Source organism: Nitratireductor pacificus pht-3B (genome assembly GCF_000300335.1).
In the GTDB taxonomy this organism is placed as follows: Bacteria; Pseudomonadota; Alphaproteobacteria; order Rhizobiales; family Rhizobiaceae; genus Nitratireductor; species Nitratireductor pacificus.
In genome coordinates this window covers 13,784-31,620 of record NZ_AMRM01000017.1, presented here as the reverse complement: position 1 = coordinate 31,620, position 17,837 = coordinate 13,784, and the positions used below count along the sequence as shown (strand labels likewise).

The 17,837-nt window shown below is 65.4% G+C and carries 18 protein-coding genes, 1 tRNA gene and 1 pseudogene; 5 read left to right on the top strand and 15 right to left on the bottom strand.

Going from position 1 to position 17,837, the window contains the following annotated elements:
* Positions 1 to 59: 59 nt before the first annotated feature.
* The 3 genes from NA2_RS15020 to NA2_RS15010 all read right to left on the bottom strand — a co-directional run bounded on the left by NA2_RS15020 (position 60) and on the right by NA2_RS15010 (position 2,136).
* Entirely contained in the window at positions 60 to 407 is a 348-nt protein-coding gene (locus tag NA2_RS15020; protein WP_008597848.1) for a YciI family protein, read from the bottom strand.
* 92 nt (positions 408 to 499) lie between these two features.
* On the bottom strand, positions 500 to 1,753 hold the full coding sequence (locus tag NA2_RS15015) for an RNA polymerase sigma factor (RefSeq protein WP_008597846.1): 1,254 nt from the start codon (positions 1,751 to 1,753) through the stop codon (positions 500 to 502).
* A complete protein-coding gene (locus tag NA2_RS15010; RefSeq protein WP_040678122.1) occupies positions 1,750 to 2,136 on the bottom strand; it encodes a YciI family protein in 387 nt (128 codons plus the stop codon). The genes NA2_RS15015 and NA2_RS15010 overlap by 4 nt, the downstream gene beginning before the upstream one ends.
* A gap of 180 nt (positions 2,137 to 2,316) precedes the next feature.
* Here NA2_RS15010 and NA2_RS15005 point away from each other — a divergent pair, with 180 nt between their 5' ends.
* On the top strand, positions 2,317 to 3,021 hold the full coding sequence (locus NA2_RS15005) for an orotate phosphoribosyltransferase (protein ID WP_008597844.1): 705 nt from the start codon (positions 2,317 to 2,319) through the stop codon (positions 3,019 to 3,021).
* 161 nt (positions 3,022 to 3,182) lie between these two features.
* On the opposite strand, the gene NA2_RS15000 is transcribed toward NA2_RS15005, so the two are convergent.
* Positions 3,183 to 5,171 (bottom strand): OmpA family protein, encoded by a 1,989-nt coding sequence (locus NA2_RS15000; protein WP_008597843.1) that lies wholly within the window; start codon positions 5,169 to 5,171, stop codon positions 3,183 to 3,185.
* A gap of 184 nt (positions 5,172 to 5,355) precedes the next feature.
* Here NA2_RS15000 and NA2_RS14995 point away from each other — a divergent pair, with 184 nt between their 5' ends.
* From NA2_RS14995 to NA2_RS14985, 3 genes are all read left to right on the top strand, one after another.
* On the top strand, positions 5,356 to 5,802 hold the full coding sequence (locus tag NA2_RS14995) for a YcgN family cysteine cluster protein (RefSeq protein WP_040678121.1): 447 nt from the start codon (positions 5,356 to 5,358) through the stop codon (positions 5,800 to 5,802).
* A gap of 75 nt (positions 5,803 to 5,877) precedes the next feature.
* On the top strand, positions 5,878 to 6,285 hold the full coding sequence (locus NA2_RS14990) for a ketosteroid isomerase-related protein (protein ID WP_008597841.1): 408 nt from the start codon (positions 5,878 to 5,880) through the stop codon (positions 6,283 to 6,285).
* A 119-nt stretch (positions 6,286 to 6,404) separates the two neighbouring features.
* On the top strand, positions 6,405 to 6,773 hold the full coding sequence (locus tag NA2_RS14985) for a hypothetical protein (RefSeq protein ID WP_008597840.1): 369 nt from the start codon (positions 6,405 to 6,407) through the stop codon (positions 6,771 to 6,773).
* A 110-nt stretch (positions 6,774 to 6,883) separates the two neighbouring features.
* Here the strand turns inward: NA2_RS14985 and NA2_RS14980 are convergent, their stop codons facing one another.
* The gene (locus tag NA2_RS14980; RefSeq protein WP_008597839.1) at positions 6,884 to 7,612 is read right to left on the bottom strand and encodes an SIMPL domain-containing protein; all 729 of its coding nucleotides are present in this window, start codon (positions 7,610 to 7,612) and stop codon (positions 6,884 to 6,886) included.
* Between the two features lie 132 nt (positions 7,613 to 7,744).
* On the opposite strand from NA2_RS14980, the gene NA2_RS14975 reads away from it, so the two are divergent.
* Positions 7,745 to 7,821, top strand: a tRNA-Ile gene (locus NA2_RS14975).
* A 425-nt stretch (positions 7,822 to 8,246) separates the two neighbouring features.
* Here the strand turns inward: NA2_RS14975 and NA2_RS22400 are convergent.
* The 10 genes and pseudogenes from NA2_RS22400 to NA2_RS14925 all read right to left on the bottom strand — a co-directional run.
* Positions 8,247 to 9,209, bottom strand: a pseudogene (locus NA2_RS22400) (ABC transporter ATP-binding protein); the annotation flags it as partial.
* Entirely contained in the window at positions 9,146 to 9,682 is a 537-nt protein-coding gene (locus NA2_RS14965) for an ABC transporter ATP-binding protein (RefSeq protein ID WP_008597836.1), read from the bottom strand. The pseudogene NA2_RS22400 and the gene NA2_RS14965, both read right to left, overlap by 64 nt.
* 25 nt (positions 9,683 to 9,707) lie before the next feature.
* On the bottom strand, positions 9,708 to 10,532 hold the full coding sequence (locus NA2_RS14960; RefSeq protein WP_008597835.1) for a carbohydrate ABC transporter permease: 825 nt from the start codon (positions 10,530 to 10,532) through the stop codon (positions 9,708 to 9,710).
* Between the two features lie 2 nt (positions 10,533 to 10,534).
* Positions 10,535 to 11,494, bottom strand: a complete 960-nt coding sequence (locus NA2_RS14955) for a carbohydrate ABC transporter permease (protein ID WP_008597834.1) — start codon at positions 11,492 to 11,494, stop codon at positions 10,535 to 10,537.
* Between the two features lie 34 nt (positions 11,495 to 11,528).
* Positions 11,529 to 12,791, bottom strand: coding sequence for an ABC transporter substrate-binding protein (locus NA2_RS14950; RefSeq protein WP_157188252.1), 1,263 nt, complete (start codon positions 12,789 to 12,791; stop codon positions 11,529 to 11,531).
* A gap of 162 nt (positions 12,792 to 12,953) precedes the next feature.
* Positions 12,954 to 13,874 carry a LysR substrate-binding domain-containing protein gene (locus tag NA2_RS14945; protein ID WP_008597831.1) on the bottom strand — a complete coding sequence of 307 codons (921 nt, stop codon included), beginning with the start codon at positions 13,872 to 13,874 and terminating at the stop codon, positions 12,954 to 12,956.
* 71 nt (positions 13,875 to 13,945) lie between these two features.
* Positions 13,946 to 14,920 carry an ornithine cyclodeaminase family protein gene (locus NA2_RS14940; RefSeq protein WP_008597829.1) on the bottom strand — a complete coding sequence of 325 codons (975 nt, stop codon included), beginning with the start codon at positions 14,918 to 14,920 and terminating at the stop codon, positions 13,946 to 13,948.
* A 42-nt stretch (positions 14,921 to 14,962) separates the two neighbouring features.
* Positions 14,963 to 16,051: an ABC transporter ATP-binding protein gene (locus NA2_RS14935; protein ID WP_040678104.1), complete on the bottom strand. Its 1,089-nt coding sequence runs from the start codon at positions 16,049 to 16,051 to the stop codon at positions 14,963 to 14,965.
* Positions 16,044 to 16,865 (bottom strand): ABC transporter permease, encoded by an 822-nt coding sequence (locus tag NA2_RS14930; RefSeq protein ID WP_008597827.1) that lies wholly within the window; start codon positions 16,863 to 16,865, stop codon positions 16,044 to 16,046. The genes NA2_RS14935 and NA2_RS14930 overlap by 8 nt, the downstream gene beginning before the upstream one ends.
* On the bottom strand, positions 16,862 to 17,788 hold the full coding sequence (locus NA2_RS14925) for an ABC transporter permease (RefSeq protein WP_008597826.1): 927 nt from the start codon (positions 17,786 to 17,788) through the stop codon (positions 16,862 to 16,864). Before NA2_RS14925 ends, NA2_RS14930 begins: the two co-directional genes overlap by 4 nt.
* Positions 17,789 to 17,837: the final 49 nt, after the last annotated feature.

The following is a 17,837-nucleotide window of genomic DNA, read 5'->3' as shown; positions in this document are numbered from 1 at the left end:
CTGACAGCCTCATGTCAGGATCGTGGTAGCCGGGTGGCAGGTGCCTCGATCCCGGAGGATCAGGCCCCGCTCACGGCGCGCAGCTCGATGGTGCCGTAGGCGGCGCAGGGGATCTTGCCCGCGACGTCGATGGCGTCCTGCAGATCCGTCGCCTCGATCAGGATGAAGCCGAGCAACTGCTCCTTCACCTCGGCATGCGGGCCGTCCAGGGTGATCACCTTGCCGCCGCGGCTGCGCAGGTGCAGCGCCTCGGACGGCGAACGCAGGGCGTGGGCGGCGACGAGATGGCCGGACGCCTCCAGCACTTCGTCATAGGCGCTGGACGCCCGGACGAGCTGCTGCATCTCCGGCTCGGGCAGGGCGTCGAGCGTGGCTTCGTTGAGGTGGACCAGGCAAAGGTAACGCATCTTTCTCTCCATTGCTTGAAAGGCGCATTCTTGCGCCGACACCCGGAGGACGCGCTGTCGGAGCGGTAGCCGACATTTTTATTCCGGAGATTTCAGGAGAGCGGATTCTTCGCGGCAAGCTTGTCGAGATGCATGCGGATATGGGCAGCCTCTGCGGGCGTCCGGGCAAGCGCGATGGCGCGATCGAAGGCTTCGCGGGCATCCTCGTCGCGGCCGATCTCGCGCAGGAAGGCACCGCGCACGCCGTGATAGTAGAAATAGCCGGCGAGGCGCTCGGAGAGGGGAGCGATCATGTCCAGCGCGGCTTCGGCGCCGCGCGTCTTGGCGACCGCCACCGAGCGGTTCAGCGTGATGACGGGCGAGGGCTGAAGGCGCTCGAGCATCTGGTAGAGAAGGTCGATCTCCTGCCAGTCCGTGTCCTCGGGCCGTGCGGCACGCGCGTGCAGCGCGGCGATGGCGGCCTGGATCTGGTAGGGACCGGACCGGCGATGGCGCAATGCCTTGTCGACCAGCTCCAGCCCCTCGCCGATGAGGCGGCGGTTCCACAGGCCGCGGTCCTGGTCTTCCAGCAGGACGGCGTTGCCTTCGGCATCCGTTCGCGCGGCGCTGCGGGCATGCTGCAGGATCATCAGGGCGAGCAGGCCCATGATCTCCGGTTCGGCGGGGAACAGCCTGAGGAGGAGCCGCATCAGGCGTATCGCCTCGTCGCACAGTGATGCGCGCACGACGCTGTCGCCGCTCGAGGCCGAATAGCCCTCGTTGAAGACCAGGTAGAGCATGGCCGCCACCGCGCCGAGGCGCTCGGCCCGCTCGTCCGCATCGGGGGCGGCGAAGGGCACGTTGGCTTCGGCGATCCGGCGCTTGGCGCGGGTGATGCGCTGCTCCATCGCCTTCTCGCCGACCAGGAAGGCGCTGGCGATCTCGGGCACCGTCAGGCCGGAGACGATGCGCAGCGCCAGCGCCACCTGCTGGGTCGCCGGCAGGTCCGGGTGGCAGCAGACGAACATCAGGCGCAGGATATCGTCGCGGTAGTGGCCGTTGTCCAGCCGTTCGACGATATCCGCCTCGGTGTCCTCAAGATCGGAGATGCGGTCTTCCGGCGGCAGTTCGGTGTTGCGGCTGTCGCGCCGGACGCTGTCCAGCGCGGCGTTGCGGCCGACGAAGATCAGCCAGGCGGCGGGATCGCGCGGCGGCCCCTTCAGCGGCCAGTGCTTGAGCGCGCGCAGGCAAGCTTCCTGAAAGGCTTCCTCGGCCCGGTCGAGGTCGCGGAAATAGCGCAGCAGAGCGCCCATCGCCTGCGGACGGGCACCGGTCAGTGCCGCTTCGATCCACGCCCGGTCGGTCATGATGCCAGGGTTTCCTTCCCGGACAGGACGCCCTTCTCGAAAATGCGCATCGGCCGGATCTCGAAGGTGGTGCTCTCGCCTTCCTTCAGGCGCTTCGCGAAGTCGACGACCTCCTCGAGGCTGTCGCAGTCGACGATATAGAGGCCGAGCAGCTGCTCCTTGGTCTCGGCAAAGGGGCCGTCGAGAACGAGCTGTTCGCTGCCGGAGGTGCGGATGGTGGTGGCGCTGGCGGTGGGCACGAGGCGAATGGCCGGTCCCATCCTGCCCTTGTCGACCATCTCCTGCTGGACGCGGCGGCGTTTGGCCAGAACCGCGTCGTCCTCGGCCTTCGACCAGGAAGTGACGACGCCTTCATCATGGTAGCACAGAAGCGCGTAGAGCATGCCGGTTCCTTTCTCGGTTGCAAGACGCGCGAGCATGCCGCAATCCGACAATCACCGTCGAGTGTTTTTAGCGGCGGCTACAACCGCACGAATGCCATCCACGGGAATGTTGCGAAGAAAACTTCCTCCCGGCGCACAATCCTGATAGCTGGAAGCCGCGTCACCAACCGAGGGCCAGCCATGTTCGCCAACACTTTTCCCGACCGCGCATTGATCGCCGAAACCGTGGCCAGGATGTTGCTCGAGATCAAGGCGGTTCATTTCCGCGCCGACGAGCCTTACACCTTCACCTCGGGGATCAAGAGCCCGGTCTATATCGACTGCCGCAAGCTGATTTCCTATCCGCGCATCCGGTCCGCCGTGATGGACTTTGCGGCTTCCGTGGTGCTGCGCGACGCGGGTTTCGAGAAGTTCGACGCGGTGGCGGGCGGAGAGACGGCGGGCATTCCCTTTGCCGCCTGGCTTTCCGAGCGGCTCGCCCTGCCGATGCTCTATGTGCGCAAGAAGCCGAAGGGTTTTGGCCGCGACGCGCAGATCGAGGGCAATCTGAAGGACGGCGCGCGCCTGCTCCTGGTGGAGGACCTGACCACCGATGGCGGTAGCAAGATCAAGTTCGCCGAAGCGATCCGCAAGGCCGGCGCCGAAGTGACCGACACCTTCGCCGTGTTCTACTACGGCATCTTCCCCGAGACGCCGAAGCGGCTCGAAGAGGCCGGCATGAAGCTGCACTATCTCACCACATGGTGGGATGTGCTCGCCGTGGCCCGCAAGGAAAAGCTGTTCGACGAGAAGACGCTGGCGGAAGTCGAGAAGTTCCTCAACGATCCGCTGCCATGGTCGGCAGCCAATGGCGGCATCTCGGTGCTCGGCGAGAAGGCCGACTGACGCTTCCGGGCGGCATCCGATCATTTTCAGTTGCGAGAAAACCCGGCCGGAGGAGGGAGCTTCCGGCCGGGTTCCTTCCGCTTTCCCAAAAACGCGGGTACGAAGCGGAACGATGCCGGCTGGCGCAAATCCGCGGCGCCAGCCATGAACATCCCTATGTTCTAGTTCGCGCTGGCGACCGGCGCCACGAGCGGCGTGATGCGGCGCAGGGCGACGCGGCGGTTCTCCCGTTCGCGCTCCTCGGTGGCTATCTTCAGATAGCGCTCGCCATAGCCCTGGGTTACCAGGTTTTCCGGCGGGATGGCGAAGACCTCCGTCAGGGCGCGGGCAACCGATTCCGCCCGCCTGTCGGACAGGGCGAGGTTCGCAAGGTCGGAGCCGACCGCGTCGGTGTGCCCCTCGATCAGGAAGCTCTCCGCCGGGTTGTCCCGCAGCATGCGCTCGATCGCGTTGGCGATCGCTTCCAGCTCGTCGATCTCGCTCTCCTCGATGTCGGCCGAGCCGAAGGCGAACTCGATTGTGTCAAGATCGATGCGGCGGACCATGTCGCGGACGCGCGCCGAGCGCTTCACTTCCTCGAGTGAGTAGATCCGGCGGACCTGCTCGACCGGCGGCTTCTGCAGGAAGGTGTAGTAGCGGTCGGGATCCTCGATGCGCTCTGCCTCGAGGATGTAGTCGCTGACCGGAATGGTGAGGCGCAGCGGCGGCAGGTCGCGGGCAGGGTCGTGCCAGCGCCCGTCGTCGCGGAGCCTGTCGTCCGGCACGAAGACCAGCACCTGCTCGCGCCCGTCCGGGGCGACGCGCACGCGGCGGATGATGTCGCCGTAGCGGTCGCGGACAGTGATCAGCCGAACGCCATCGGGGCGAATAACCACTTCACGGACGCGGCCGCGCGGCAGCTCCTCGTAATAGACCTCGTCATCGTCGCGCACCATGCGGTCGCTGTCGGGGCTTTCGACGAAGATCTGGTTGTTGATCTCGATGATCGTCCGGTTGTCGTTGAATTCCCTGACGACCTCCGTCCCCTCGCGACGCTCCCTGCGTTCGCGGCGACGTTCGCGGCGCTCCTCGCGCGTGGCGCCCATCTCGATGCGCTGACCTTCCTCGCGAACCATCTCGCGGATCTCGTTCTTCAGCGTCTCCGCATCGATGGTTTCGGCCTGGGCCTCCGCATCGGTTTCCGGAGCTGGCGCAGCCTCTTCGGCCGCAGGGGCCTGTGTGGCCTCGGTGGGAGCAGCCTCGCCATCAGCAGGCTGAGGCGCCTCGGCGGCTCCGTCTTCCTTTTGGCTGTCGAGCACCGGAGCGGCGTTTTCGGGCAGGACCTCGCCCGCCTCCTCGCCAGCCGATTCCTGCGCTGGGGCTTCGGCGTCGGCCGGAGGCGTTTCGCCGGTGCCTGCCTCAGGCTCGGTCGGCCGGTCGGGGGCCGGCTCCGGCGTCGGGACATTTTCCCCTGCGGGCGCTTCCCCGGCCTCTCCTTCGGCGGGTGTCGTGGTTTCCGGCTGCTCGGCCTCCGGAGCCTGCTGCGTCTCGGGGGCAGGCGGCTGCTCAGCCGGCGCGTCGGCCGGGGCTTCCGTCTCGGCCGGAGTCTGTTCCGGCTCTTCGGCGGCGGGGGCCTCAGGCTGAGCCGGGGCTTCCTCGGTCTGCGCAGGCTGCTCGGCTTCGGGCTGCTCTTCTGGGGGCTGCTCGGCGGCGGGTTCTTCGACCGGCGCTTCCGGTTCCTGCGGGGCGGAATGTTCGGGCGCCTGCTCGGTCTGCGGCTGTTCAGGCGCCGCCTCGGGTGCGGCGGGCTGTTCCGGCGTCTCCTGCATCACTTCGGGTTCGGGCTGGGGTTCGGGCTCCGGTTCAGGCTTGGGTTCTGGTTCGGCGGGCGCTGCCTCGGCCGGGGGCTCCGGCGCCGGTTCCGGCTGTGCCGCCTCTCCCTCCGGCGCGCCGGCGTCCTCACCCTGAGCCTCGCCGCCCTGTTCGCCCTGGCGCTTCAGCAGGAGGGCGCGCCAGGCTTCCTCGGTCATGCCTTCCGGCTTCTCCTCGGCCTGAGCCAGGATGATCGGGGCCTGCTGCGCCATGGCGGGGGCCGGCGCGAGCGCAAGGGGGGCCGCGGCCAGTATCAGGCCGAGCGCGGTGTTGGTGACGATCCGCTTTCGCGTCTTCATACGGAGATCTCCTCGTTGGGGTGTCCCATCGGCGCTTTAACCGGCGAGGACGCGCATGGTTCCGCCCGACCGGCGATTGATACCCAGACGTGCAGGAAGATGACGCCTCCGCGGCGGAAGCGTGGCTGGAATGTGCCGGCGCTTGTCGCTTGACGCGCGGACCAAGGCGCGCGAAAGGTCGCTGATGATCGAACCGTTCTGGAAAACCAAGCCGCTGGCGGCGATGACCGACGCCGAGTGGGAGTCCCTGTGCGATGGTTGCGGCAAATGCTGCCTGGCCAAGCTCGAGGACGAGGATACCGGCGAGATCCACTGGACCAGCGTCGGCTGCCGGCTGTTCGACGCGGGCGCCTGCCGCTGCCGGAACTACGAGAACCGCCTCGCGCAGGTGCACGATTGCGTCCGGCTGACGCCGGAGAATGTCGCGACCATCAGCTGGCTGCCCTCCACCTGTGCCTACCGGCTGGTCGCCGAGGGCAGGGACCTGGAATGGTGGCACCCGCTGGTGTCGGGCAGTGCGACGACGGTCCACGAGGCGGGAATCTCCGTGCTGGGCCGGGTCGAGGCCATCGAGGACGAACTGGACGCGCCGGAGGATTATTTTCCCTATATCCTCGACGAAGAACCCTAGCCGGATCCCCGACGAGGAACCCTTGCCGGGGGATTGGCGTCTTACCTGCAGGCCATTGCACAAAGGATCGAGACCATGTCCGAACAGGAAACGCTGGCGCTGGTGAAGCGCTTTCTCGAGGCGCTGAACGCGCATGACCATGCGGCCGTGCTGGCCCTGACCAGCGAAGACGTGGCGCACGATCCGTTCGATGCCGCGCGGGAGATCGGTCATGAAAAGCTGCGCTGGCGGCTGGGGCTGGCGACCAGGCATTTCGACGAAGAGCTTGCCGACATTGCCGTCATGGTCGGCGATGGCGGTGTGCGGGCGGCGGCGGAATTTACCGTGCGTGGCAAATATCTGGCGACCGCCCAGGGAATGCCCGAGGCGAGGGGACAATCCTATGCCCTGCCGGGCGCGATGGTGTTCGAGGTCGATGACGGGCTGATCACGCGCGTCAGCATGTACCGCAATCCGGTCCAGTGGCGCGCCGCGCTTGGCTGAGGCTAGCCGCAGACGGGCCGGTGAACGGCGCATGAACGGTTCGTTCGATAACAGTTCAGGCTGAGGATGGAATGGTGCCTCCATCGCAGGAACATTCCTGCCCAAACGAGGAGAGCACCATGTTCCAGAAACTCAGCCAGAAACTCAAAATGGCGGGCCTTTCGGCCCTCATTGGGCTGGGCACGCTGATGGCCCTGCCGGCCGGCGCGCAGGCCGACAATCTCTATTTCGGCTTCGGGATCGGCTCGGGTTCCGGCGACCATGTCGGCCGCGAGATCGGGCGTTCGCATCGCGCAGAGCGCAACCGCCACCAGTATCGCAGTTGCTCGGCCCGCCAGGCCGTGCGCAAGGCGGAACGCTTCGGCATGCGCCGCGCAAGGGTGGTCGACGTAAACCGGCGGACGATACGCGTTGCGGGCCGGATCGACCGCGGACGGTCGCAGATGGTGTTCGCCCGGGCCCGCGGATGCCCTGTTCTTCGCTGGTAGTGCGGCAATCCGACAAAGAGGTTCATCAATGAAAGAAGCCGCCGGACGATGGTCCGGCGGCTTCTGCGTCCTTGCGGCTCTCAGGCGAGACCTTCCGGTCTCGCCATGGCTCAGCTTTCCAGGTCGAAGGTGACGTTGACCTGGATGCGGTAGCTGTTCTCTCCGGCTTCGACGGGCACCGCCTCTGCCGCGGCTTCCATCCGCATCGCCTTGCCCGCATAGGGCATGGGCGGCTGGCGCAGGGTCTGTTCAGAGATTTCCGTGATCTTTCCGAGCTTGACGCCGCCTGCTTCGGCCAGCGTCCTGGCCTTGTCCATGGCGTCCTGCACGGCGCGCTTGCGCGCTTCGGTGAGGGTTGCGCTGGGATCGTCATTCGTGAAGGTCAGGCCGCCGCCCTGGTTGACGCCGAGCGTCACGGACCGGTCGAGCACATCGCCGACCTTCGCCAGGTCGCGGATGCGCACTGTGAGCGTGTTGGCGACCTCGTAGCCGACGATGCGCGGCGCCTTCTCCCCGTTCTTGTCGTTCGGATAGACGTAGCGCGGGTTGATGGACAGGCCGCCGCTCTGCAGGTCGCGGGCTTCGATGCCGGCTTCCTTCATGGCGGCAATCACGGCGGTCATCGCCTCGTTGTTGGCGTCGAGTGCGGCGCGGGCGGTTTCGGCCTCGCGCAGCACGGCGAGGGACAGGATCGCCATGTCGGGGCTGACGACGGCCTCGCCTTCGCCGGTGACGACGATGCGCGGCGCCTGCTGGTCCGCCATGGCCGGCGCCGCGGCGACGAGGGCTGCGGCAAGGGCCGGGGCGGCGAGAACGGCTGGAAGCATGGATTTGGTCATGGAAATCTCCTTTTGCGATTCCGAAGATTATTGCTCTCCCGAGAAGCAGTTCGGCCTCTAGCGGGGGATTGTGTGCCGATTGCGGCGGGGCATCTTGTGTCGCGTCGAAAAAGCAACTAATCCATCGCCACCGGGCCTGTAGCTCAATTGGTTAGAGCCGGCGGCTCATAACCGCTTGGTTGGGGGTTCGAGTCCCTCCGGGCCCACCATCAGTCTTTTTATCCATTGATTTTATTGGCTTTTGCCGGATTCGTCCTGCTTTTGCAGTTCCCTAACTTCGGTGTGACAACTTCACGCTCTGTTTGCTCTTCTCGGATGTCGATTCTCAGGGCGCGGATGCCGGCCTCGGCCATGCGGCGGTGGTTGGCTGCGGACGTATAGACCGGTTCATCGTTTCACAGAAACGCTGACCCGTTCCAACTCCTTGTTTCTCCGCGTGTATGCGGACGTCGGGTGATTCCACCCGACTGCAAAATGCTCCAGCGTGTGGTCTGTCGCTTGGTGGTCGAGCCCCATATCGCCATCATCTGTTCGTCGGTCACACCGTTCTCTCAATGATCGTTGCGCCGGGTGGCATCCAGGGCCTGGGCGAGATCCCGCGTGATGGGCAGGAACGTAAGCGCGATCCCGGCCGTCAGCACGCGCTTTCCGAAAGCAGATTGCCGTCCCGGTCGAAAAGGCAAAGCCGGTCGGCGGGGAGCCTCAAACGCACGGGGTCGCCGATCGCATGCCTCTGTCCGTCCCAGTTGACGGTGATGAGGGAGAGCCCGCCGGTTGCGCCCAGCGCGATGGTCAACTGGGTTTCGGGACCGCTTCTCTCGATGAACCTGACGCGGCCTTCGAGCTCGGCCGTCCTGGCCTTGCCTTGGACGACGCAGTCTTCCGGGCGAATGCCGAGGAAAGCGGCTTCCGGGAGTTTTCGTGCACCCGCGGGGAGATCGATTGCGAGCTTGGGATCGGCTGTCGGCATGAAGACCGCGCCCTGCTGTAAAAGGGCGGCGGTGCCCTCGATCACGTTCATGGGCGGCGCGCCGATGAAGCCGGCCACGAAGGTGTTTCCCGGCCGGCGGTAGATTTCATCGGGTGTGCCGACCTGCTCGACGCGCCCGTTGCGCAGAACCACGATGCGGTCCGCCATGGTCATGGCTTCCACCTGGTCGTGGGTCACGAAGATCATGGTGGCGCCGAGACGGTGGTGCAGGAGCTTGATCTCACGGCGCATCTGCACGCGCAGCGCGGCATCCAGATTGGACAGCGGCTCGTCGAACAGGAATACGGAAGGCTGCCTTATGATGGCGCGGCCCATGGCGACCCGCTGGCGCTGGCCGCCGGAAAGCTGGCGCGGGTGGCGGTCGAGCAGGCCGTCGAGACCGAGAAGGCCGGCGACCTCCGCCACTTTCGTCCTGCGCTCCGCTGGTGCGATCCCAGCCATCTTCAGCGGAAAGCCGATATTGTCGGCCACGCTCATATGCGGATAGAGCGCATAGTTCTGAAACACCATCGCCACGTCGCGGTCCTTCGGCGGAAGGTGGCTCACCACCCGGTCGCCGATCCTGATCTCGCCGCCGCTGATGCTTTCGAGTTGGACAGCGGCTCGTCGAACAGGAATACGGAAGGCTGCCTTATGATGGCGCGGCCCATGGCGACCCGCTGGCGCTGGCCGCCGGAAAGCTGGCGCGGGTGGCGGTCGAGCAGGCCGTCGAGACCGAGAAGGCCGGCGACCTCCGCCACTTTCGTCCTGCGCTCCGCTGGTGCGATCCCAGCCATCTTCAGCGGAAAGCCGATATTGTCGGCCACGCTCATATGCGGATAGAGCGCATAGTTCTGAAACACCATCGCCACGTCGCGGTCCTTCGGCGGAAGGTGGCTCACCACCCGGTCGCCGATCCTGATCTCGCCGCCGCTGATGCTTTCGAGGCCCGCCAGCATGCGCAGGAGCGTCGATTTTCCGCAGCCGGAGGGACCGACGAAGACGACGAACTCGCCGTCCCCGATCTCGATGTCCGCGCCGTGAATGACTTCCGCGTCTCCGTAGCTCTTGACGACTTTCGAGAATGAGACGGTTGCCATGGGATATTGCGACTCCTGTCCGCGGTCAGCGCACGCTGCCGGCCAGCGCACCCGAGACGATGCGCCTTTGCATGATGAGAAAGACGACGATGACCGGAAGCGCGAAGACCAGCGCGGCCGCCATCTGCAATTCGTGCAGGGTGAAGTACTCGCCACGGAAGGACGAGATGCCCGTGGCAGCCGTCCAGAGCGACTGCGAGTTGATGAGGGTCTTGGCGAACAGGAAGTCGTGCCAGCTCGTCACGAAGCCGTAGATGAAGATCGCGGCAAGGCCGGGCAGCGCCAGTGGCAGGGTCACATGCCAGTAGGCTGAAAGGCGCGAACAGCCGTCGATGCGGGCCGCGCCTTCGAGGTCGGCCGGGATGCTGTCGAAGAACCCCTTGCTCATCCAGATCGCCAGCGGCGCGACCAGCGAAATGTGACCGAGCACCATGCCCTGCATGGTGTCGAGGAGGCCGAAGTCGCGGAACAGGATGTAGAGCGGCACGACGATGCTGGTGGCCGGCATCATCTGCGTGGCGAGCACGAGGATGAGGACCAGGCCGGATCCACGAAACCTTATCCGGCTGAGCGCATAGCCGCAGGACGCGCCGAAGGCGAGCGACAGGAAGGACGAGGCTGCGGCGACGAAAATGCTGTTGCCGATCCAGCGCAGCATGGGGCGCTCTGAGAACAGCATGGCGAAGTTCTCGAAGGTGATCCTCTGGGGAAAGATGCCCGCCAGGCTGCGGCTGAAACCCGTTGGCGTCAACGCGATCACCGCCATCCAGTAGACCGGGAAGAGGACGATCATGCCCAGCACCGCCAATGCGGCTGTGCGCAGGATCTGCGATCCGAGGGAGTGCGCCATGATCAGACTGCCCCGCCGGCGCCGCGCTCCGCGCGCTTCATGACGCGCAGATAGGCGAGAACCATGGCGAGCGAGATGAGGACGGCGAGAATGCCGAGCGTCGCCGCATAGGAGAAGTCGAGCTTGCGGAAGGCGGTGTTGTAGGTGAGCACGGTCATCGTCTCGGTCGCCCCAGCAGGCCCGCCGCCGGTCAGGATGAAGATGATGGGGAAGGACTTGAACCCCATGATCATCAGGAGGATGACGATCACCGCCGTGATGGTGCTGAGCTGCGGCAGGGTGATGTGGCGGAACTGGTTGAAGGCGCTCGCCCGGTCGATCCGGGCGGCCTCGTAGAGTTCGTCGGGGATCGAGTGCAGCCCGGCGAGAAAGAAGATATAGGCGACCGGGAACTCGTTCCAAACCTGGGCCAGGATGAGCGCGGGCAGGGCCGTGTTCCGGTCGATGAGCCAGTCGGCGCGGTCGATAAAGGGAAGGGGTTCGAGAAGGCGGTTGATGACGCCGAAATTGCCCTCATACATCACTCCCCAGACCAGAGCCGTCACAACGGCGGGGACCGTCCACGGTATCAGGAAGGTGAGCCGCGCAAGAGCACGGAACCGCACGATGCGGCGCGTCAGCAAGGCGGCCGAGAGGGCAAGGACGATCGAGCCGACGACCGTGCCGCCCATATAGAGGGCAGAGCGCCAGACCGCGTTCCAGACCTGTGCGTCGAAGATCAGCTTCTCGTAATTATGCCAGCCGAAAGTGCCCGCCGCTGCTGGCCTGCGGAAGTTGATCGTGTCGAAGCTAAGGATGAGCGCCTTCAGCATCGGCAGGCCGATCACGAACCCCAGAACCAGCAGGGCGGGAAGCAGCATGATGAGAAGGAAGCCCCCTCCTTCGGTGAGGAAATTGGCGAGACCGCCGCCGCTTCCGGCCGGTGGCCCGCCTTTTCCCTTCTTCTCGCTGACGCCGCTCATTCCTGAAACCGCCCGGATATCGGAGCCGCCGCGCCTATCTGGCGCAGCAGTCCTCCAGCTTCGCCTGCGCCTCGGCGAGGCTTTCCTCCGCCGGCTTGCCGTCGCGCAGGGTCAGCAGCACCGCATCGACTACGATCGGCCAGATCTCGTTGAACTGGTCGGCATGGCCGGGAATGGCCACCGGATGTGCGTTGCCGCTGCTTTCAATCCAGGCTTCGAGATAGGGGCGTGCGGCGCGCTGCGCATCGGTCAGTGCGTTCACCCCGTAAGGCAGATAGGGGCTGTGGTCGGAGAATGTGGACTGCATCTCCGCGCTGGCCGCGGTCTCGATGAAGGCTTTCGCCGCTTCGGGGTTCTTGGTCGCCGCATTGATGGCGAGCGCCATGTTCACGCCGCCGGTGCCTGGCCCGTCCCAGGGATGCAGCGCCGACTTGTAGCAGTCGAAATTGTCGGGATTGTTCTTCTCGATGAAGGGAAACTGCCATTGCCCGTCGATGGTCATGGCTGTCCCGCCGGTCGCGAAGAGCGAGCGCTGGTCGGTCTCCGTCATGCCCTTCGGCACGACGCCGGCATCGTAGAGCGCCTTCATCTGCTTCAGCCCGGCGATGACCGGTTCCGAATCGAGCGTGAACTTGCCGTCCGCATCGGCGAAGGAACCGCCATGGGCGAGGCTCCACATGAGCAGCATCTCATAGGTGGGGTCCTCGTTGGCGTTGACCATGTTCGCGCCGTAGCGGGTCACGCGGCCAGAATCGTCCTTGACGGTGAGTTTCGTCGCGTAGTCGAGGAACTCCTGCGGGGTCTGCGGGGGACGGTCGAAGCCGGCCTCCTTCAGATAGCAGGCGTTGTAGATGAGCTCGAGCGTGCGGCCGGTGATCGGCAGCGCGTAGATCTCGCCATCCGCCGTCAGGGCGTCGAAGCCACCCCCGACGATCTTGTCCTTGACGCCCGAGCTTTCCAGGAACCCGGTCAGCGGCATGAGCTGGCCGGCGGCCAGAAGCTCGCCGATATTGTTCGGGTTGACCGTCAGGATGTCGGCGCCCGTACCGCTCGCCGCCTGGATCAGCAATTGCTCGTAATACTCGCTGGCCGGCGTGTTGCGCGGCACCACCTTGTTGCCGGTCTTTGCCTCGTAGGTGGAAGCCAGAAGCTGCCACCAGTCGCCCATGCCGGGCGCCTCGTAGTCGACCACCAGGAAGCTGATCTCGTCCTCGGCTGAAGCGCCCGTCGCATTTCCCGCGACGGTCGCGGCGGCAAAGGCGCAGGCACAGAGCAGTTTCTTCATTCTCGAGCGCATGTCTTCTCCTCCGATTGTCCACGGCCGCTGTCCGGTCCCGCCTTCATCGGACGAGTGGCGGAAACGCCGTGTTCTGCGAAAAAGAGTGCCTTCGCGCGCGGGAGCGCTCAAATCGCTTTTTGGAATAGGGCGGTGCCGATCCGGCAAGGCGCAACGCGACCTTCAGGCCGCCTCGCTGCGGCCTGCGTCGCTGGCCGCGCAGTCAATGATCCAGCTGCGCAGGGCGAGGACCACCGGTTCGCTCGCTGAACGCGCCGGCGTGACGAAATGGTAGGCCTTCCGGTTGCGGAGCGGCATGTCGAACAGCATTTTCAGGTCGCCGGCGGCCAGTTCCCGCTCGATCATGAAGCGGGGGACGATCGCGGCGCCCTGACCATGCAGGGCGGCCATGATCAGCAGGGGAAACTGATCGAACTGCGGCCCCGGTGTCAGCCCCGTACGGGCGCATCCGGCCTGCTCGAACCATCCGGGCCACAGGCCCGGTTGATCCGCCAGATGCAGGAGCGTGCAGTCGTGCAGGATCTCGGGGGAGCCGGGCCGCCGGGTGCGGATGAAATGCGGGCTTGCCACCGGCACCAGCTCCTCTTCGAAGAGCGGCGTGCAGGTGATGCCGGCCCATTGCGGCGTGCCGTAGACGATGGCGCAGTCGATCGTCTCGTTCTCTTTCTCCAGCAGGGGTTCCGACGTGACGAGATTGACGCTGAGCTCGGGGTTGCGGTTCTGGAACACGCCGAGCCGCGAAACCAGCCAGCAGGCGGCGAGGCCGACCGGCGCGGCGATGGTGATGACGGTCTTGCCCTGGGCGTTGCGCATCAGCGCGCGGGTGGAGCTTTCGAGCTGCGCGAGAAGGGTGCGGACCTGCGGGAGATAGGCCCGCCCCATCTCGGTCAGGTGAACGTGATGATTGTTGCGCGCCAGAAGCGCCACGCCGAGCAGTTGCTCGAGCTGGCGCACGCGCTTGCTGACGGCCCCCTGCGACAGGGAGAGGTCCTCGGCGGCACGCGAGAAGCTCAGATGCCTCGCCGTCGCCTCGAAGGCGATCAGGCCGGACACGGAAGGTATCAATCGCCGCGGCAATTCCATGACACTCTCCTGTTTTCTCCTCGCGGTCGTCCCGTGCGGATGGCGGCGGCGGTGAAACCGCCGCCATACTCTCAGCTCGAACAGCGCGTCGCGAAGGGCCGGCCGTGATGCCGGTCCATCAGATACTTCGCCACGTAGTAGTCGATGTGGCTGCCGCCGCCATTCTTCATCATGGTGATCTCGTCGGCCGACTGGCGCCCCTTCACCTTGCCCTGGCAAAGCTCGAAGAGATCGCCGCGCACATCGTCCGGCGTGATGATGCCGCGCTCGTACGGGCCGAGGAACTCGCCGGAGCGCGTGGTGGTCTGGCGGTGGTCGACGAAGATCGAGGCGCGCTTCAGGACGTCATCGTCGGCTTCGCGCATCTCCGGCGTGAAGGAGCCCACGAGATCCACATGCGCGCCGGGCTTCAGCAGCTTGCCCTTCAGGTGCGGTTCGTTGGCCATGGTGGCGCTCGAGATGATGTCGGCCTCGCTCACCGCGGCATCGAGGTCGGAGGCGACTTCCGCGTCGATCCCTTCAGCGGCAAGCGTTTTCGCGAGCGCTTCGGCGTTTGCGGTGGTGCGGTTCCAAAGCGTGACGCGCTTGAGGCTGGGCCGGGCGGCGAGGTGCGCCTTGACCAGATGGGGCGCCAGACCGCCGGCGCCGATCATCAGGAAGTTCTCTGCATCCTCACGTGACAGGAGCTTCGAGCCGAAGGCCGAATCCGAGGATGTCTTGCGGAAGATCACCGCCTCGCCGTCGATCACCGCCTCGGTGACGCCCGTGTCTGCATTGATGAAGACATAGATGGAGTTGACGGTCGGCAGGTTGTGCCGCGCCTTGTTGTTCGGGAAGGAGGTGACAAGCTTTGCCAGAATGCCCTCCTGCGGTTCCCAGGCGGGCAGGATGATGAAGATGTCCGGCTGTCCCTCGGGGTTCGGCTCCTGATAGATCAGGCGGTCGGACTGTTTGGGCATGCCGCCCTTGTGCGCGGCTTCCAGCGCTGCGAACAGGCCTTCGTAGTCGAGCAGTTCATGCACCCGCCGGGCGTCGATCATTTCCATAAAGACATCTCCATTTCACTGTCAGTTCGTTTCTTGCGTCGGTCAGCCGGCGATGATGGCCAGATTGTCGGGGCGGCAGCGCAGCTTGATCTCCGTGCCCTGGCCAACGGCCACCGGGGGCCGGGCATCGACCAGCAGCGCCGCGCCGTCCGCGGTCTCGACATTCAGATGCACCCGGTCGCCGAGATAGGTCTGGTCGGTCAGGCGGCCGGAAAGCACGATGTCGTCCTGGCGGCGGCTCGCGCCGATATCGAAAGCCTCTGGCCGGATGACCACGGAAACGGCTTCTCCCGCCACCGGCTTCCTGTCCGAGGTCACCCGTGCGGCAGGGATGCGCCAGCGCGCATCGCCGACAGCCAGCACGAGGTGACCGCCGTCGATCATCTCCAGCTTCGCCTTGAAGAGATTGGTGGCGCCGACGAAATCGGCGATGAACAGGGTCGCCGGATTGGCATAGATGTTCTGCGGGCTGTCCAGCTGTTCGATGCGCCCCTTGTTCATCACCGCCACCAGATCCGACATGGACATCGCTTCCTGCTGGTCGTGGGTGACGAAAACGAAGGTCTTTCCGGTGCGCCGCTGGATGGCCTTCAGCTCGCGCTGCATGTCCTGCCGCAGCTTCAGATCGAGTGCGCCGAGCGGTTCGTCCAGCAGCAGCGCGGCCGGATCGGGAGCGAGCGCGCGGGCCAGTGCAACGCGCTGGCGCTGGCCGCCCGACAGCGCATCGGGATAGCGGTTCGCGATGTCGGGCAGGCGAATCAGTTCCAGAAGCTCGGTGCAGCGGCGGGCAATGGCGCTCTTCTCCATGCCCTGCATCTCGCAGCCGAAGCCGATGTTCTGGGCGACGGTCATGTGCGGGAACAGCGCGTAGTCCTGAAACACCATCTTCACCGGACGGTTATGGGCAGCGGCGCGGGTGATGTCCTTGCCATCGACCAGAATTTCCCCGCTGTCCGGCTCGGCCAGGCCGACGATGGAGCGCAGCAGCGTCGACTTTCCGCAGCCGGACGGCCCCAGCAGGGTGATGAACACACCCCGCTCGATCTTCAGCGAAACATCGTCGATGACCCGCAGGGCGCCATAGGCCTTGCGAATGTTCTTCATCTCGATGGCGGGTACGGGATCAGTCATTCTTGGCACCGGAAGTCAGGGAGGTTTCGCTGCGCAGGCTGCGCTTTCGGACAAAGCGTTCGGCGTAGAGACCGAAGCCGGTCGTGGCGATGAGGACGATTGTTGAGATGGCGGCAAGGCCCGGATCGAAACCGAAGCGCAGCCGGGCAAACAGGAGAACCGGGAAGGTCTGCTCGAAACCGCCGAGGAAGAACGAGCGCACGAAGTCCTCGAACGACAGCAGCAGGCAGAACATGAAGGCGCCCAGCAGCGCGGGCGAAAGACAGGGCAGAACAATGCGCACGAGGATGATGACATCATCCGCGCCGAGATTGCGCGCCGCATCGGCCATGTTGCGGCCCATCGTGTTGAGACGGGTCAGGACCATGATGACGACGAAGGGCACGGAGCCGACCGCATGCCCGAAGGCAATCGCCGCCGTGCCCGTCTCGAGGCCGATGCGGCCAATGAAGATGCGCAGCGAAATCGCCGAGACGACCACCGGCAGGAAGGCGGGCAGGAGAATGAGGGCGATCAGGAGACCGCGCGCGATGCCGGAGGTGCGCGCGACGGCGAAGGCAACCGGCAGTCCGACGGCCACGGATATCACCGTCGATGCCACCGCCACCTTGGCCGAGAGCCACAGCGCCTCCATGACGTCGCGGTCGAGCAGCACCTCGCCGTACCATTTGGTGGTCCAGCTGTGGATCGGGAAAGCGACGAAGTTGGAATCGCGGAAGCCCATGGCCGCCATGACGAGAAGCGGCAGGAAGAGATAGGCGACAAACAGCCAAAAGAGACCGGGGAGGGCGAGATTGCGCAGGCGCATGGTCATGTCCTCCCGCGGCCGCGCCGCTGGAAGATTGCCACAAACAGGCCGACATAGGCGAGTGCCGTCCCCGTCAGGATGATGCTGAAGGCGCTGCCTTGCGGCCAGGATGCGCCGGCCTTGGCGAAAATCTGGCCGATGGTGGTGGCAAACAGCGTGTTGCCCGGCCCGCCCAGAAGCTGCGGCATGGCGTAGAGACCGATCACCAGCAGGAACACCAGAGAGCACCCGGCCACAACGCCGTCGCGCGACAGCGGCAGGACGATGCGCAGGAAGCGCCGCCATGCCGGCGCACCCAGATTGGCCGCCGCCTCCAGGACGTTGTCGTCGATCTTTTCCAGCGCCGCATAGAGCGGCAGCAGCATGTAGAGCGAAGTCAGGTAGATGACGCCGATGGTCAGCGAGATATTGTTGTAGAGCAGTTCCACCGGTGTGCCGGGAATGCCGATGAGGGAGAGAAATGAGTTCACTGCCCCGCGATTGGCCAGCATCACGATCCAGGCGAAGCTGCGGATGATCTCGCTCACCCAGAAGGGTGCGATCACCAGCAGGAGCAGCCTCGTGCGGCGGCCGCGCGGGGCCACCTTGGCGATGTAATAGGCGATGGGAAAGACCACGAGCAGCGTCAGGAAGGTGACGATGGTCGCGAAGACGAAGGAACGCAGGAAGGCGGTCAGATAGAGCGGCCGCTCGAAGAAGCTCGCATAGTTGGCGAGTGTCCAGCGCGCCGTCTCGCCCTCGGCCACGGGGAAGCTCTCATAGAAGCTGACCAGAACCATCTGCGCCAACGGCGCGGCGGTCGTGCCGAGAATCCACAGAAGCGGCACGACGCTGACGATCAGAAGTCGCGCCAGCGGCGAGCGGGCATAGAGGTCGGTCAGGCCGCGATAGACGGAAAACCGTCGCAGATGAATGAGCAGGCTGGTCATGGATACTCGTCTTCGGCTTCGATGCCGGCCGCCGGGAAGGCAGCCGGCC